The sequence below is a fragment of the Kitasatospora sp. NPDC029367 genome (genome assembly GCF_055569135.1).
On the sequence record NZ_JBVHYH010000019.1, the window covers coordinates 20,770 to 36,487 of the forward strand.

The window sequence follows — 15,718 nt, forward strand, 5'->3', positions numbered from 1 at the left end:
CAGTAAAGATATTAACTTGGTCGGATGCCTGCTCGTGGACAGGTCGGCGGCTCAGGACACCAACGGCGCCTCCGCGACCTCGGTCAGCGTCACCGTGCACAGCCCGCCGCGCTGGGCCTGCACGTCCGTGACCTCCAACTGGGTACCGGGCAGCAGGATGTACTCCTCCTCGCCCGTGAACGCCGAGAACCGCTGGATGCCCGTGGCGCGCAGCGGCCGCACCTCGAACAGCGTCCGCTTGCCCCGGCTGCCCAGGAAGGACTTCGCCACGCCCAGCTCGGACGTGCAGGAGGACACCCCCCACCACGTCACCGTCCGCCCCAGCGGGTACTGCTTGCGCAGGTCCAGCGCCACCCCGCGCCAGAGCGGCTCCGTCCGCACCGGCAGCTGCGACACCGCCGCGAACAACAGCCGCAGGTACGGCAGGTACGGCACCAGCCGGGCCCGGTCCGGGGAGCGCAGCACCGCGTTGATCTCCCGGTAGAACGCCGACTCGCAGGTGTACAGGTACAGCGCGGCGATCGCGTCCGCGGACAGCCCGTCGGGCACCCCCGCGCCGCCGCGCCCGTCCGGCCTCCCGGCCACCTGCTTGTCCACCTGCCCGGCCGCACGCTCGGCCGCCCACTCGTCCGCCCGCCGCTTGCCGAACTCGTGCGACAGCGTGACGTGCCGGTCCAGGCCGCGCAGCAGCTCGGCCACCGGGGCCACCGCCGCCCGGAAGTCCATCAGCGGCGTGTCGAACACCCCGCTGATGGCCGGGAGTTCGAGCCCCTCGTCCTTCACGCCGGCGAGCCGGTCCAGGTACAGCTGGTGCAGCTCCATGGTGGACGCGATGAACGCGCCCATCCGCTCGGCGACGCCGCCGTCCGCGCCCCCGACCGCCGCCGCGCCGGCGTCCCAGCCCTTGCTCGGCAGCCAGTCGATCCCGTCCGCGCCGAGCGAGCCGAGCGCGGCGTTCACCGCGGCGAAGTGCTCGTTGTCGCAGAAGATGTCGCCCTGGGCCGCCGGGTTGGCGTGGTCGATGTGCCGGACCTCGACCCCCGGGTACTTCTTCTCCAAGCGCTGCACCACGCTCTTCAAGCTGCGTGCGTGCGCACCCCACCAGGCGAAGACCACACCCCGGTCCTCCTCCCCCGCCTCCTGCTTGGCCCGCAGGATCTCCTCCACGATCCGCTCGGCCACCGGCCGCCAGAACCCGGTGTGCTGCTCCGGGCCCATCGCGCCGTCCGCACTGGCGGTCAGCGCCGCGTTCAGCAGCAGCACGCCCTGGGTCAGCATCGCCTGGAACCACTCCGGCGGCTGGACCGTCTCCTCCTTCTTCAACAGCGCGCGGATGTCCGCGATCGGCGTCTTCTTGGGAATGCCGTACTTCCACATCGCCGCGGCCTTGATGATGCAGCGGATGCTGATCACCCGGCCGAACTGGCTGTCCTTCCAGTCGTGGAAGGCGTTGTCGAACATCGCGATGCCGGTGGCGCTCTCCGGGCGCGGGTACGGGTTCTGCCCGAAGACCACCACCTTCCACCGGTGCGGGGCGTGCGGCTTGAGCGCCTGGAAGGTCAGCTCGCGGACCGGCACGACCTCCGGGCTGCGCGCCGGGCCGATGAACGAGGCCGCACCGGACTGCGCCTCGATCACCGGCTTGAGCACCGGAAGCCACGGCTCGCCGCCGCCGCGGAACAGCTCCGCGAGGGCCAACGGGTCGTTCGGGTCGTGCGTTTCGGGCTGGTTGGTGGCAGAGGTGTCGGCAGCGCTCATGGTGGTACTCCGGCTGGTCGGGTCACGGAAGGCATCGGATGACGGTCCGTCAGCTTTCCGGCGGACGACACCTTCCTAACAGCCGGCACTGACAATCCGGCCCGACGGCCCACCTGCCCGAACGACCCCCGGACGGCCCCGGACGGATTGTCAGTGCTGCGCGCTAGCGTCGGGAACGACAGGGAGAACCCCTCCCCGTACGAAAGGAGTTGCAACATGACGACGGACCGCTCGCAGCCCCCGCTCAGGGTGGTGCTGACGGACCTCAACGCCTCGGTGGTCGAGTCCTGGCGGGCCGCCTTCGCCGACACCCCCGGCATCGAGATCCGGCAGGGCTCGATCCTCACCGAGCAGGTCGACGCCTGGGTCAGCCCGACCAACTCCAAGGGCCGGATGGACGGCGGGGCGGACGCGGCGATCAAGCGCCACCTCGGGGCGGGCATCCAGCTCAAGGTGCAGCGGGCGATCCGCGACCAGCACGCGGGCGCCCTGCCGGTGGGCAGCGCGGTCTGCGTGCCCTCCGGTGCGGTCAACCCGAAGTTCCTGATCTCGGCGCCCACGATGCAGACCTCCTCGCAGAACGTGAGCGAGACGCTGAACGTCGCCCTCGCCTGCGCCGCCGCCTTCCAGGCCGTCCACCGGCAGAACCGGCTGGCGCCGGACAGCATCCGCTCGGTGGCCCTGGTCGGCATGGGCGCCCGGACCGGGCGGGTGCCGGCCCGGGTGTGCGCCAACCTGATGTGGACGGGCTACACCCTCTTCAACGACCACCACTTCGAGGACGACGACGAGCTGCGCGCCACCATCCTCGCCCAGCTGGACGACCTGGAGCAGGCGCCCGCCACCACCCGGGTCCGCATCGCGACACCCCCGACCCGCAGCCGCTCCCAGCGGCAGTCCGGTTCCTCAGCAGTCCGGATACGTCAGTAGCCCGGAGTCGCCCCGTTCCGTCGGCAGTCCGGCACCGTCAGCAGTCCGGCGCCGAGCGGCGCGCCCGCGCCCGGTCCTCAGTCCGCGACGAGCGCCAACCGGATCCAGCGCTCCGCCTCCACCGTCGCGGTCGCCACGTCGAAGGCCTCCGGCGCGGCCGCCGCCTGCACCACCAGCCCCTTGAGCAGCCCCACGAAGGCGAACGCGAAGGCCCCGGCATCCACCCCGGCGCCCGCCCCGGCCCGCAGCTCGCCGTCCGCCACGCCCTGGCCGAGCACGTCCGTCTGGCCGAGCACGTCCACCACCCAGGCGCGCGTCCGGGCGTCCAGCTCCGCCACCGCCGGCGTCAGCTCGGAGGTGCCCGCGAGGGCCTCCGCCCCCAGGACCACGAAGGCCCGGCCCAGGTCGGTCGGGTTCCGCACGCCCTCCAGCACACCCCGGGCGAAGCGGCACAGCTCCTCCGCCGCCCCGGCGCCACTGCGCTCGGGCGCGGCCGCCGCCATCGCCTCGGCCAGCGCCTCCTCCTGGAGCCGGGCGAGCAGCGCGGCCTTGGAGCCGAAGTAGTGGGTGGCCAGGCCCCGGCTGAACCCCGCCTCCTCCCCCACCCTGGCCAGGGTGACCCCGGTGCTGCCGTGCTCGGCGATCAGCCGGGCGGCGGCGGCGATCAGCGCCGCCTCGGCGTGGGCGCGCCGTTCGGCCTGGGTGCGCCGGGGCTGGGCGCCCTGCGGAGCGGCCGCGCGGGCCGTCGTCGTACGGGCGGTCGTGCCGGTGGCCGGGTCATCGTGCGTGGGCATGGCACCATGCTAGGGTTGAACTTGCTTGTTGGCTAACAAGCAAGTTTGGGATGGCGAGGCACACTCCCCCGGTCCCGCCACCCCCGGCAGAAGGGAAGTCCCGATGACCGCCACGATGCTCGCCGGCCGACTCGACGTCACCAAGGGCGCGTTCGCCGTCGAGGAGGTGCCCGTCCCGACCCCCGGACCGGGCGAGGTGCTGATCAAGGTCGAGGCCGCGGGCGTCTGCCTCTCCGACGTCCACCTCATCGACGGCACCCTCAAGCCCTTCCTCCTCCAGGGCGACAAGGTCACCCTCGGCCACGAGGTCGCGGGCACCGTGCACACCCTCGGCGCGGGCGTCACCACCGCCGCCGTCGGCGACCGGGTGCTGCTCCAGGCCGGCGAGACCCGCAACGGCCGGGTGCACACCCGCGGCGTGGACTACGACGGCGGCTGGGCCGAGTACGCCCTCGCCACCGCCACCACGCTCGTCCCGATTCCCGACGACCTCCCCTTCGAGCAGGCCTGCTTCATCCCCGACGCGGTCTCCACCCCCTGGGCCGCCATCACCGGCACCGGCGCCGTCCGCCCCGCCGAGCCGGTCGGTGTCTGGGGCGTCGGCGGACTCGGCGCCCACGGCGTCCAACTGCTGCGCGCCATCGGCGCCTTCCCGATCGTCGCCGTCGACCCGCTTCCCGCCGCCCGCGAGCGCGCCCTCGCCTTCGGTGCCGACGCCGCCCTCGACCCCGCCGACCCGCAGTTCGCCGACCGCCTGCGCGAGGCCACCGCAGGCCGCCCTCTCGCCGCCGCCTTCGACTTCGCCGGTGTCGCGCCCGTCCGCGAACAGGCCGTGGCCGCCCTCGGCGAACGCGGCCGCCTGGTCCTGGTCGGCCTCACCGACAAGCCGCTGACCATCACCAAGGGCACCATGGTCAGCTACCTGCGCCAGCAGATCCTGGGCCACTACGGCTCCGACGGCCAGGACGTCGTCGACCTGGTCGACCTGGTCCGCGGTGGCCGCCTCGACTTCGCCCGCTCGGTCAGCGGCACCTTCCCCCTGGCCGACGCCGCCCGCGCCGTCGAGGCCCTGGAGCGCAAGGAAGGCAACCCCATCCGCCTCATCCTCAAGCCCTGACCGGCACCCCACCACCCCCGCACCTGCCCGACTGAGCCGGGCACGGCCCCCGGGTCGGCAGCCGCCCCCACGGCTGCCGACCCACTGGCGTCCTACTCCACCGGCGACACGTGCAACACCGGCTGCACCTGATGCACCTGCACGGCCTCGACCGGCCTCCCCGTCGCCTCCCGGTAGTACCGGACCCGGAACACCCCGGACAGGCCCGCCGTCACCGCCAACCCACCGCCCAGGCACACCACCGCGCCCGCGACCAGCAGCGCACCGAGCACCCGGTCCTTCGAGGTGAGGCCCAGGACCAGGACCACCAGCGACGGCATCAGGGTCAGCACCACCGGCAGGGCCAGCCAGCCCGAACCCCGGGCACTCGCCCACCCCTCACGCCGGTACACCTCCCGGGACCTCCGCAGCGCCTCGCGGATCCCGACACCGTCGAGCACCATCGCCGGCAGCACCAGGTAGCTCGCCATCAACCAGCCGACCCCGACCAGCAGCACCGCCCCCACCAGCATGGTGAGAGCCCCGCCGACCGCCCAGCCCGCGATCACCGGCAACCGCCCCGCCGCCCGCGCACAACTGGAGCCGACCCTTACCGCCCGCCCCCGCAGAGCGTCATCAGCCGCGATCAGCATCGCCGCATTGCCGAAGGTCACCAGGAACAACAGCACCACCAGCCCGGCGACCCCGACCACCAGGCTCCCCCCGAGCAGCACCTCCGCCCGCACCACCGACGCGGCGACCCCACCCACCACCGCCACCGTGAGCCCCGGCAGGAGCAGCAGCCTCTTCCGCCGCCACACCACCGCGGCCAATCGCCGATCCACCGGCCGACCCCCTACTCCAGCTGCTCCGACTACTCCAACGATCCGACTACTCCAACAGACTGCCCATGTGCCCGTCGTCGATCCGGATCGGCCAGAAGTGCTCCTCGCTCGCGAAGGCCTCCGGGTCGATCGCCCGCAGCGCCTCCTCGGCCGCGCCGTCGAACAGCTCGCACGGGTCAAAGACCGACCAGGGGGCTTCCTTCCGTGCCTGGTACGCCTCCTCCCGGGAGGCCCGCAGCCGATGGAAGGTCCAGAGCGTGTACAGCAGCGCGGAGAGGTCCCGGTGCAAGTAGGCGGCCGTCCCGCCGTCACCCCACACATCGGTGAGCTCGACCCGCCCGGTCGCGCCGTCGAGCAGTACGTCGAACTCGTACATCCACCCGCCGAGCACCGGGAACCCCCGCTGGTACGCCCGGTCCGAGGGCTCCTCCTCGTCGTCCTCCTCCGGCTCGTAGCCCTCCAGCGGCCCCTCGGCGTCCACGGAGAGCACGCAGTCCTCGGACACCGGCAGCCCGACCTCGACCAGCAGCCGCCGGGTCGGACCGTGCGTCACGCTCGCGGGCAACTCGTCCTCCCCGAACCGGCGGACGGTCCCCTCCCCCTCCGCCGTCGCCAGGTCCTCCACCAACCCGGGCGTGACGGCATACGCCAACTCCCCCGCCCCGCCCGCCCCGGCACCCCACGCCAGGGCACGGACCGTCAGCGCCGCCTCCCAGTGCGCGGGCCGACCGTCCGTCCGCCGGTACAGCTCCGGATCGGCCTCGCGCAGCCGCTGCCGCCCGGCCGCCACGAGCTCGGCAACGCCCGCCGGCCCGTACTCCCGTCCCCCACCGAGCCTCTCGACCACCCGCGCCAGCGCCACCAGGCACTCCACACTGCTGGCCAGCAAGTCCCGCCGCAGCACCCCGTCGTCGTCCGGCCGCCCGAGGAACACCTCCCCGCTCACCCCGTCCAGCAGCACCGCCGCGGGCCCCTCCCAGCCCTCGTAACGGGCCTCCCCCAGCAGGTGCAGCCCCTCGACCACCCGCAGCGGCTCCTCCCCCGAAGCCCCCACATCCAGGTACGCCCGCCCCCAGCACGCCTCACCAGCAGAAAGCAGCTCCCGCCCCACCACGCACCCCTTGCCCCGCCACCGTCACGACGGAAGATCACCACTACCGCGAGCGACCCTAACCGACCCCACCGACACCCGTTCCCGCCGGAGGCCATCCGCTCCCTCGCCCCGCGGCCCAAGGCTCCCCAACGTCCCTCAACGCCCCCCAACTCCGGTGCATCACCGGCGAAATGGCATGCACGGCACTAGCCAACCGGCCAGTAGCACCCCTACCGTCGACTCCCCGTGGCTTCGACGGAGGAGCTCGCCTTGCCCCCACGCACCCGCCGCCCCCACCCCCTCCGGCTCGCGGCCGTCGCGCTCGCGTCGGCCCTGTTCGTGACCGCCGCCCTGACCGCGCCCGCCACCGCCTCCCCCACCCCGGCCGCCGCCCCCGACTACTGCGGCGGCCGCTGCACCGACATCCTCCCGCCCGGCGAGAACGGCAACGCCACCCTCGCCGAGATCCTGCTCAACCGGATGTTCGGCAGCCGCCCCGCGCACACCGACGACCAGCTCGGCCCGTACTCGGCCCTCGCCTCCGGTTACCCGGGGCTGACCGAGGCCGGGTTGCGGAACTTCTTCAACGACGCCTCCTTCGGCGTCCCCGCCGACCAGGTGGCCAGCACCGTCAGCCCCCGCCCGGACGTGACGATCGTGCGCGACAAGGCCACCGGTGTCCCCCACATCAGCGGCACCACCCGCTACGGCACCGAGTTCGGCGCGGGCTACGCCGCCGCGCAGGACCGGCTCTGGGTGATGGACCTGTTCCGGCACGTCGGCCGCGGCCAGCTGTCCGGCTTCGCCGGCGGCGCGGCCGCCAACCGGCAGCTGGAGCAGAGCTTCTGGCAGGCCGCCCCGTACACCGAGGCCGAGCTGCAGCAGCAGATCGACGCGCTCGCCGCCCGCGGCGGCCGGGCCACCCAGGCGCTCGCGGACGCCACCGCGTACCTGGACGGCATCAACCAGTACGCGAGCCAGGCGTACAACGCCCGGACCTTCCCCGGCGAGTACGACCTCACCGGCCACATCGACCCGATCACCAACGCCGGTTCGATCGAGCCGTTCAAGCTGACCGACCTGGTCGCCCTGGCCTCCGTGGTCGGTGCGCTGTTCGGCGCCGGCGGCGGCGGCGAACTCGCCTCCGCCCAGGTGAAGTCGGCCGCCGAGGCCCGGTACGGCAAGGACGCCGGGGACGCGCTGTGGAAGTCCCTGCGCGAGTCCGACGACCCGGAGGCCGTCCGCACCCTGCACGACGGCCAGAGCTTCCCGTACGCGACGGTGCCGGACGCCCCGCAGGGCCAGGCCCTGCCGGACCCGGGCTCGGTGGTGCCCGAGAAGGTGGTCTACGACGCCACCGGCTCGGCGAACTCCGCGACCACGAAGGCGGACGGCGTCCTGCCGGGCAACCTGCTCACCGCCAAGCACGGCATGTCCAACGCCCTGCTGGTCTCCGGCGCGCACACCGACGACGGCCACCCGGTCGCCGTGTTCGGCCCCCAAACCGGCTACTTCGCCCCGCAGTTGCTGATGCTGGAGGAGATCCAGGGCCCCGGCATCAGCGCCCGCGGCGCGGCCTTCGCGGGCCTCAGCTTCTACGTGCAGCTCGGCCGCGGCCAGGACTACGCCTGGAGCGCCACCTCGGCCGGGCAGGACATCACCGACACCTACGCCGTCCCGCTCTGCACCACCGACGGCTCGCCGGTCACCACCGCCGCCAACTCCTACCTCTGGCACGGGCAGTGCCTGCCCTTCGACCGGCTGGAGCGCAAGGACGCCTGGAGCCCGACCACCGCCGACTCCACCCCGGCCGGCTCCTACACCCTGGTGATGTACCGCTCCAACTACGGCCTGGTGACGGCCCGCGGCACCGTCGGCGGGGCGCCCGTCGCCTTCACCTCGCTGCGCTCCACCTACCGCCACGAGGCCGATTCCATCATCGGCTTCCAGGAATTGAACGACCCGGGCGCGGTGCACGACGCGCCGAGCTTCCAGCGGGCCGCGCAGGACATCAACTACACCTTCAACTGGTTCTACGCCGACTCCCGCGACATCGCCTACTACAACTCCGGCAGCAACCCGGTGCGCGCCCCCGGGGTGGACGCCGGACTGCCCGTACTCGCCCGCCCCGCCTACGAGTGGGCCGACTTCGACCCGGCCACCAACACCGCCCGGTACACCCCGCCGGCCGAGCACCCGCAGTCCGTCAACCAGGACTACTACGTCTCCTGGAACAACAAGCAGGCTGACGGCTACACGGCCGCCGGCTTCGGCAACGGCTCGGTGCACCGCGCCAACCTGCTCGACGACCGGGTCAAGGCGCTGCTCCAGGGCGGCGGCAAGGCGAGCCGGGTCACCCTCACCCAGGCCATGGAGGGCGCCGCCCTGGCCGACCTGCGGGCCGAGGACGTACTGCCCGACCTGATCCGGGTGCTGCGCAGCGCCCCGGTCACCGACCCGGCCGCCGCCACCGCCCTCCAGCAGCTGGAGGCCTGGCTCGCCGACGGCGCCCAGCGCAAGGAGACCGCCGCGGGCAGCCACGCCTACGCGGACGCGACCGCGATCCGGGTGATGGACGCCTGGTGGCCGCTGGTCGCCGACGGCGTCATGCGGCCGGGGCTCGGGGACCAGCTATTCTCGGCGCTGACCGGTGCGCTGCAGATCAACGAGTCGCCCTCCGGCGGCCAGACCGGCGCCACCGGCGGCGGCCCGGTGAGCGCCAACGAGGCCATCCCGCACAAGGGTTCGGCCTTCCAGTACGGCTGGTGGAGCTACCTGGACAAGGACCTGCGGGCCGTCCTCGGCGACCCGGTGGCCGGCCCGCTGGCCCGCCCGTTCTGCGGCGGCGGCGACCTCTCGGGCTGCCGCACCGTGCTGCTGAGCACCCTGGCCAAGGCCGCCGCCCAGACCCCCGCCCAGGTCTACCCGGGCGACGCGGACTGCACGGCGGGCGACCAGTGGTGCGCCGACACCATCATCCAGCGGCCGCTGGGCGGGGTGACGGACGCGAAGACCACCTGGCAGAACCGCCCGACCTACCAGCAGGTGGTGCAGTTCACCACCCACCGCTGAGCCGGGACGAACGGCCGCCGGTGCCCTCTCACACGGGGGGGCACCGGCGGCTCTCACTCGGCCAGTTCCTCGACCTTCTTCGCCCTGTCCCGGATGTAACTCGCCTGCTCCCGCAGCCGCTTCGCCGCCTCGAAGTGCGCACCGTGCGCCTCGGACGACGTCAGCCGCGGCTCAATGCTCCCGAGCAGCTCCGCTACTACGTCCACCAAAGAGGCCACCGCCCCCAGAACCTGGTGCTCATCACCGATCGCAACCGGTTCCCGCCGGTCCCGCGCCTTCGGCAGCGCGTTCTCCCGCAACTGCCGCCGCGCCTCGTCGACCGCGTCGACCATCGCCCGTATCCCGCTGTCCATCTCGCCTCCCGGCTCCTGTCCGACTTCGGGCGCCCGACGCCCGAGGTTCGGCACCCCGTGAGTGTCCCCTGCCGAACAAGATTCAAAAACCTGCCCGGTAGCACCCGAAAGCCACCTAGGCTGCTTACATGGCAACCTCGGACTCCCTCGCAACCGGCCAGCGCTCGCTCGGCGACCCCACCCTCGACTACCCCCTCTGGCCGCCGCTGACCTCGGGCTGCCCGCGCACCAGCACGGAGGACGTCTCCTACCCCGTCGAGGTCGACTACGCCTACGACAAGGCCGACCCGGAGACCCTGTTCGCGCCCGTGCAGGCCCGCGGCGGCCTGGAGCGCTGGGCCCCGCTGCTGCCGCCGCTGCTCGCCCCCGGCCTCGGCGAGGGCGCCACCCCGCTGGTGGAGCTCGGGCCGGGCGTGTACGTCAAGGACGAGTCCCGCAACCCGACCTGGAGCCACAAGGACCGGCTGAACCGCTGCACCACCAGCGCCGCCGTCGGCGTCGGCGCGCCCGGCATCGCGGTGGCCTCCTCGGGCAACCACGGCGCCTCGGCGGCCGCGTACGCCGCCCGCGCGGGGCTGCCCTGCGTGGTGTTCACCGGCCCGGACACCCCGCCCGCCGTGGACGCCTTCCTCAACGCCTACGGCGCCGTGGTGCTGCCCGTCCCCTGGGAGGCCCGCTGGCCGCTGCTGCGGCAGGTGGTGGAGCGCTTCGGCCTGCACCCGGTCAGCAACCTGACGACCACCCACACCGGCCACGCCTTCGGCCCCGAGGGCTACAAGACCGTCGCGTACGAGATCTTCCAGGACGTCGGCGTGCCGAGCGCGGTGTTCGTCCCCACCGGGTACGGCGAGCTGCTCTACGGCGTCTGGAAGGGCTTCACCGAGCTGCGCCGGCTGGGCCTGGCCGAGCGGGTGCCGCGGATCTACGCCTGCGAGTCGGCGGCCTCCGGCCCGCTGCACCGGGCGATCGCCGAGGGCGCCCCAGCCGCGCACGTGACGGTCGGCCCGAGCAACGCCTACTCGATCGCCTCCCCGGTGAGCGGCTACCGCGGCGTACTGGCGGTGAACGGGAGCGGCGGCGCCGCGCTGACCGTGGACGACCGCCAACTCGCCGACGCCCAGCGGGAGCTGTCCCGGGCCGGGCTGTGGACCGAGCTGTCCGCGGCGGCCGGCCTGGCGGGGCTGCGCAGCCTCGGCGCCGACGCCCCGGCGGACGGCCCGGTGGTCTGCGTCTCCACCTCCAGCGGCTTCAAGGACAAGGGCATGGGCAGCCGCCCGACCGCCCCGGTCACCCCGACCTGGGAGGAGGTCGAGCGCCGGCTGCGCGCGGCCGGGATCTCCGGCTGACGCCGCGCCTCGAAGTCCACGGAACCGGGCCGGAAGCCTGCTGTTCGTCGTGCCGTTCGCTGACGTAGGGTCGGCGTTCGCCCACGGACAGCAGGCTTTCCCCGCGCCAACTTCCCCGCCCCAACTCGCCCGCGCCAACTTCCCCGCCCCAACTCCCCTGCGTCGAAGGGCTGTCACCGTGCTCCTCCCCACCCGCCGTCTGCTGCCGCTGGCCGTCGCCGTCGCGGCGGTCCCGGTGCTCGCCCTCCCGGCGGTGCCCTCCGCCGCCGCCTCGTACGGCACTCCGACGATCACCTTCTCCGCCGGCTACCTGTCCGGCGCGGTGGGCGCCACCGGCGACCCGACGGTGGGCGTCACGGTCGCCCAGAGCGGCGCCCCCGCCTCGGCGCTGACGGTCGCGGCCTCGGCCAGCACCAAGACCTCGGTGGCCCGGACCGGCGACGTGACGGTGACCGGCGGCGGCGCCACCCGCACCCTGGCGGTCGCCGCCCGGGGCGTCGGCTACACCGACCTGACCGTCAAGGTGACCGGCCTGGGCGGCAGGAGCGCCACCCGCACCCTGCACTACGCCGCCTCGGCCGCCGTCCGGGACTCCGCCGCGAGCCGCTACCTGACGGGCTCCAGCGACGCCTCGGCCGCCGTGGACGCGGGCGGCGGCTACCTCCTGGTCGGCGACGACGAGTCCAACACCCTGCGGCTCTACGACCGCGCCAACTCCGGTGCCCCGGTGCGCAGCTGGGACTTCAGCTCGGCGCTCGGCGTCAGCAGCGAGATCGACATCGAGGCCGCCGCGCGGGTCGGCGACACGATCTACTGGACGGGCTCGCTGGGCAACAACAAGGACGGCAAGGTCAAGCCCGACCGGCACACCCTGTTCACCACCAGGGTGACCGGCTCCGGCGCCGACACCCAGCTGTCGCTGACCGGTTCCTACCAGGGCCTGCGCGACGACCTGATCGCCTGGGACAGCGCCCACGGCGACCGCTACGGCTTCGCGGCCGGCGCCGCCGAGGGCCAGGCGCCAAAGCAGATCGACGGGTTCAACGTCGAGGGCCTGGAGTTCGCCCCGGGCAGCTCCACCACCGCGTACGTGGGCTTCCGCGCCCCGCTCACCCCGGCGGTCACCGGCGGCCGGGCGCTGCTGGTGCCGATCACCAACTTCTCGTCCCTGTTCGACGGTTCGGGCACCCACGCGACCATCGGCGAGCCGATCGAGCTGGACCTCGGCGGCCTGTCCGTCCGCGACCTGCGCCGCAACGCCCTCGGCCAGTACGTGATCGTGGCGGGCTCCTGGGCGGCCGAGGACAACTCCGCCCCGTACGCGCTCTACCGCTGGGACGGCCGGCCGGGCTCCGAGCCGGTCAAGCTGCTCGACCTGCCCACCGGCGACGCCGGCGCCTGGGAGGCCGCCCCGGACCTGCCGGACCTCGACGCCCCGGGCGCCCGCGTCCAGCTGATCACCGACAACGGCTCCGCCGACCTCTACGGCGACGGCACCGACGCCAAGGACCTCACCCACCCGGAGTGGAAGAAGTCCCGCAGCACCTGGTTCACCCTGGGCTGACCCCGGGCCCGCAGGCCCCTGGCTCCGCAGACCGGCCCCTCGGCCCCGCCAGGCCGAGGGGCCCTTCCGGTCCCGCTCACAGCTCGACCAGCACCTTCCCCCGGCTCGCCGACCGGTCGACGTACAGGCTGCGGTAGGCGGCCGGGATGCTGTCGAAGCCCTGGTGGACGGTCTGCTGGTAGCGCAGCTCCCCGCGGCGCACCAGGGCGCCGAGGTCCCGGCGCAGCGCGGCCCAGTTCTCCTCGGTGAACCACTCCAGCGCGAAGATGCCGCGGATCACGGTGCGCGGGAACATGATCATCGGCAGCAGCCGGGGGCCCGTCCAGGCGCCGCCGACCTGGCTGCCCCACTGCCAGCAGACCGCGACCCGGCTGTCCACCGAGAGCATCCCGAAGACCGTGTCGGTGAGCGTGCCGCCCAGGCTGTCGAAGTAGCGGTCGATGCCGTCCGGGGCGAGTTCGGCCAGTTCCTTGGCCAGCCGCTCCGGGTCGTCCCCGTCGCGGTACTCCAGCACCGCGTCGAAGCCCAGCTCCCGCAGCCGGGCGGCCTTCGCCGGGGTCGCGGTGGTGCCGATCACCCGGGCGCCGCGGTGCCGGGCGAGCTGGCCGACCACCGAGCCGACCGCGCCGCTGGCCCCGCTGACCAGCACCGTCAGCCCGGGGCGCACGTCCAGGAACTTCTCCACCGTCCCCCAGGCGGTCATCCCTGGGCCGCCGAGCAGGCCGAGCGCGGTGGTGACCGGCAGCTGCTCGTCGTAGTCGCCGAGGTCCAGCCGGCGGAAGGCCGGGAAGACCATCGGGAAGGTGCCGGTCTGCCAGAGCCAGGACGCGCCGTTGCCGATCACATGGCTGCGCCAGCCGCCGAAGCCCTGCACCAGGTCCCCGACGGCGAACCGCGCGGCGGGGCCGGCCTGCACCACCTCCATGATCGAGTCGGCGCCCATGTGGTCGCCGACCGGGGTGTCCAGCGCGATGCCCTGGAGGTACGGGTCGACCGACACCCAGCGGGTGCGCAGCAGCATCTCGTCCTCGGCGAGCCGGACGTCCACCTCCTCGACGACCTTCTCGTACATCCGCTCCACGTCCGGCACCCCGTCCACATGGGCCCGGACGACCCATTTCTCGATCCGCACCTTCCCGGCGGTCATCACGGCCTCTGCGGTCCCGGCGTACTCGTTCACGGTCTGGCTCACGAAGTGACTCCAAAGTGCCGGTCGTCGGGGCCGACCGGGTCGGTGATCAGGATGGGTGGCGGAGCGTGGTCGTCCACCTCGGCGGTGAACGGCCGGCCGTCGTCGCGGCAGATGAACTGGACGACGTGCCGGCCGGCGGCGGCCGCGCGGATCAGCCCGCCGGTGGTCGCCCAGACGCCGGAGAGGTAGAAGTTGGCCAGGCCCGGCAGCCCGGGGCCGTTGCGCTTGATCTCCTCCTCCAGGGTCTCCCCGCCCTCCACGAAGGGCTGCCAGCCGAGCACCGTGCCGTCGTAGTTGCCGGTGTAGCGGACCTGGGTGAGCGGGGTGGAGACGTCCTTGACGGCCACCGCCTCCCGCAGCCCGGGGTGGTGGCCGTCCAGGAACTCGATGACGGCGTCCCGCACCCGGCGCTTCTCCCGCTGGTACTCCCGGCCCCGGCCGACCGGCAGGGTGTGCAGCTCCTCGCCGCGCCGCAGCCGGACGGCCTGCTCGGGGCCGGTGCTCAGGGCGCGCCAGGGCGCGATGTCGCAGAAGTAGCTGGCGTAGACGACGGTGGTCCCGGCGGGCGACAGCTCGGGGTAGTGCCGGCTGCGGAACTGGATGTTGATGCTGGGGTGCCGGATGCCGGTGAGCCGGGCCGCGAACTCCTCCTCCAGCAGGTAGGTGGTGCACGGGTCGCCGGCCGGGAACGGCGTGCGCAGGCCGAGGAAGACGGTGAGGTAGCCGGGGAAGACCATGCCCGGCTCGGTCAGCGTCCTGGTGTACAGCCGGCGGTAGGTGTCGTTCAGGTAGCGGCCCTTGAGCAGGTCCAGCATGGTGGTGCGCCCGTCGCAGGCGGCCACCACCACGTCCGCCCGTACCTCGCGCCCGTCGCTCAGCCGCACCCCGACGGCGGTGTCCCGCTCCACCAGGATCTCGGTGACCTTGGCGTTGTACGTGATCTCGCCGCCGAGCCGCAGGTAGCGCTGCTCGACCGAGCGCGCCAGCCCGAGCGAGCCGCCCTCCGGCACCCCGGCGGACTGCCCGGCGTGCGAGGCGAGTTGGAAGTACGTCGGCAGCACCGGGAAGTTGGGGTGCTTCTCGTACAGGACAAAGTTGAACGCCTCGCGCAGCAGCGGGCTGCGGAACCGCGCCGAGTAATCGCTCATCAGCACCGAGATGGAGCGCCGGATCACGTTGAAGTACGGCAGGAAGGAGGCGAGCATCCGCCAGCGCTCCCACCGGCCCATCAGCCCGACCGGCTTGAGGAAGGGGTAACGGGTCAGCGCCACCCGGAACTTCCGCAGGCCGGCGCAGAACTGCCGGATCTGCCGGGCGTCCTCGGGGGCGAGGTCCAGCAGGTGGGCCTCCAGCCGGTCCGGGTCGGAGTAGAAGCGCACCGCCCGGCCGTCCCGGGTGCGCACCACGTTGAACACGTCGAAGTTGCGCATCCGCTTGCCCTGGAGGGCGCCGAGTTCGAGCCAGATCCGGTGCATCTCGTTGCCCGGGCCGCTGCCCAGCAGCCAGCTGACGCAGCAGTCGAAGGTGAACTCGCCGCGGTCCCAGGCGGTGCAGCAGCCGCCGGGCAGTTCGTGCATCTCCAGGACCTGGCTGCGGTAGCCGTTCATCTGCGCGTAGCAGCCGGTGGACAGGCCGCCGAGGCCGCCGCCGATGATGACCATGCTCTGCCTGCCGC

12 protein-coding genes are annotated in these 15,718 nt (G+C 73.3%); 5 read left to right on the forward strand and 7 right to left on the reverse strand.

Translation table 11 applies throughout. From position 1 onward, the window contains the following. Positions 1-51: 51 nt before the first annotated feature. Positions 52-1,758 (reverse strand): ADP-ribosyltransferase domain-containing protein, encoded by a 1,707-nt coding sequence (locus ACZ4W5_RS13265; protein ID WP_465654267.1) that lies wholly within the window; start codon positions 1,756-1,758, stop codon positions 52-54. Between the two features lie 216 nt (positions 1,759-1,974). On the opposite strand from ACZ4W5_RS13265, the gene ACZ4W5_RS13270 reads away from it, so the two are divergent. Further along, entirely contained in the window at positions 1,975-2,688 is a 714-nt protein-coding gene (locus ACZ4W5_RS13270; protein WP_465654269.1) for a macro domain-containing protein, read from the forward strand. 77 nt (positions 2,689-2,765) lie between these two features. Here ACZ4W5_RS13270 and ACZ4W5_RS13275 read toward each other — a convergent pair whose 3' ends face one another. Then, positions 2,766-3,482 (reverse strand): TetR/AcrR family transcriptional regulator, encoded by a 717-nt coding sequence (locus tag ACZ4W5_RS13275; protein WP_465654271.1) that lies wholly within the window; start codon positions 3,480-3,482, stop codon positions 2,766-2,768. 103 nt (positions 3,483-3,585) lie between these two features. On the opposite strand from ACZ4W5_RS13275, the gene ACZ4W5_RS13280 reads away from it, so the two are divergent. Beyond that, positions 3,586-4,599: a zinc-binding dehydrogenase gene (locus tag ACZ4W5_RS13280; protein ID WP_465654273.1), complete on the forward strand. Its 1,014-nt coding sequence runs from the start codon at positions 3,586-3,588 to the stop codon at positions 4,597-4,599. 92 nt (positions 4,600-4,691) lie between these two features. Here the strand turns inward: ACZ4W5_RS13280 and ACZ4W5_RS13285 are convergent, their stop codons facing one another. Then, on the reverse strand, positions 4,692-5,423 hold the full coding sequence (locus ACZ4W5_RS13285) for a hypothetical protein (protein WP_465654275.1): 732 nt from the start codon (positions 5,421-5,423) through the stop codon (positions 4,692-4,694). Between the two features lie 46 nt (positions 5,424-5,469). After that, the gene (locus ACZ4W5_RS13290) at positions 5,470-6,447 is read right to left on the reverse strand and encodes an SUKH-4 family immunity protein (protein WP_465654277.1); all 978 of its coding nucleotides are present in this window, start codon (positions 6,445-6,447) and stop codon (positions 5,470-5,472) included. A 339-nt stretch (positions 6,448-6,786) separates the two neighbouring features. Between ACZ4W5_RS13290 and ACZ4W5_RS13295 the strand changes: the two genes are divergently transcribed. Further along, on the forward strand, positions 6,787-9,588 hold the full coding sequence (locus tag ACZ4W5_RS13295; protein ID WP_465654279.1) for a penicillin acylase family protein: 2,802 nt from the start codon (positions 6,787-6,789) through the stop codon (positions 9,586-9,588). A 53-nt stretch (positions 9,589-9,641) separates the two neighbouring features. On the opposite strand, the gene ACZ4W5_RS13300 is transcribed toward ACZ4W5_RS13295, so the two are convergent. Continuing rightward, positions 9,642-9,941, reverse strand: coding sequence for a hypothetical protein (locus ACZ4W5_RS13300; protein WP_465654281.1), 300 nt, complete (start codon positions 9,939-9,941; stop codon positions 9,642-9,644). Between the two features lie 128 nt (positions 9,942-10,069). Here ACZ4W5_RS13300 and ACZ4W5_RS13305 point away from each other — a divergent pair, with 128 nt between their 5' ends. Together ACZ4W5_RS13305 and ACZ4W5_RS13310 are read left to right on the forward strand one after the other, a co-directional pair. Further along, entirely contained in the window at positions 10,070-11,287 is a 1,218-nt protein-coding gene (locus tag ACZ4W5_RS13305; protein WP_465654283.1) for a threonine synthase, read from the forward strand. Positions 11,288-11,465: 178 nt separating this feature from the next. Next, positions 11,466-12,851: a hypothetical protein gene (locus tag ACZ4W5_RS13310; RefSeq protein ID WP_465654285.1), complete on the forward strand. Its 1,386-nt coding sequence runs from the start codon at positions 11,466-11,468 to the stop codon at positions 12,849-12,851. Positions 12,852-12,927: 76 nt separating this feature from the next. Here ACZ4W5_RS13310 and ACZ4W5_RS13315 read toward each other — a convergent pair whose 3' ends face one another. Both ACZ4W5_RS13315 and ACZ4W5_RS13320 read right to left on the reverse strand, forming a co-directional pair. Then, entirely contained in the window at positions 12,928-13,983 is a 1,056-nt protein-coding gene (locus ACZ4W5_RS13315) for a zinc-binding dehydrogenase (RefSeq protein ID WP_465654390.1), read from the reverse strand. 56 nt (positions 13,984-14,039) lie between these two features. Next, on the reverse strand, positions 14,040-15,704 hold the full coding sequence (locus ACZ4W5_RS13320; RefSeq protein ID WP_465654392.1) for a phytoene desaturase family protein: 1,665 nt from the start codon (positions 15,702-15,704) through the stop codon (positions 14,040-14,042). Positions 15,705-15,718: the final 14 nt, after the last annotated feature.

Coding starts and splice junctions, on each gene's coding strand:
- ACZ4W5_RS13275 (WP_465654271.1), bottom strand. CDS start 3,482: ATGCCCACGCACGATGACCCGGCCACCGGCACGACCGCCCGTACGACG.
- ACZ4W5_RS13320 (WP_465654392.1), bottom strand. CDS start 15,704: ATGGTCATCATCGGCGGCGGCCTCGGCGGCCTGTCCACCGGCTGCTAC.
- ACZ4W5_RS13305 (WP_465654283.1), top strand. CDS start 10,070: ATGGCAACCTCGGACTCCCTCGCAACCGGCCAGCGCTCGCTCGGCGAC.
- ACZ4W5_RS13280 (WP_465654273.1), top strand. CDS start 3,586: ATGACCGCCACGATGCTCGCCGGCCGACTCGACGTCACCAAGGGCGCG.
- ACZ4W5_RS13300 (WP_465654281.1), bottom strand. CDS start 9,941: ATGGACAGCGGGATACGGGCGATGGTCGACGCGGTCGACGAGGCGCGG.
- ACZ4W5_RS13270 (WP_465654269.1), top strand. CDS start 1,975: ATGACGACGGACCGCTCGCAGCCCCCGCTCAGGGTGGTGCTGACGGAC.
- ACZ4W5_RS13265 (WP_465654267.1), bottom strand. CDS start 1,758: ATGAGCGCTGCCGACACCTCTGCCACCAACCAGCCCGAAACGCACGAC.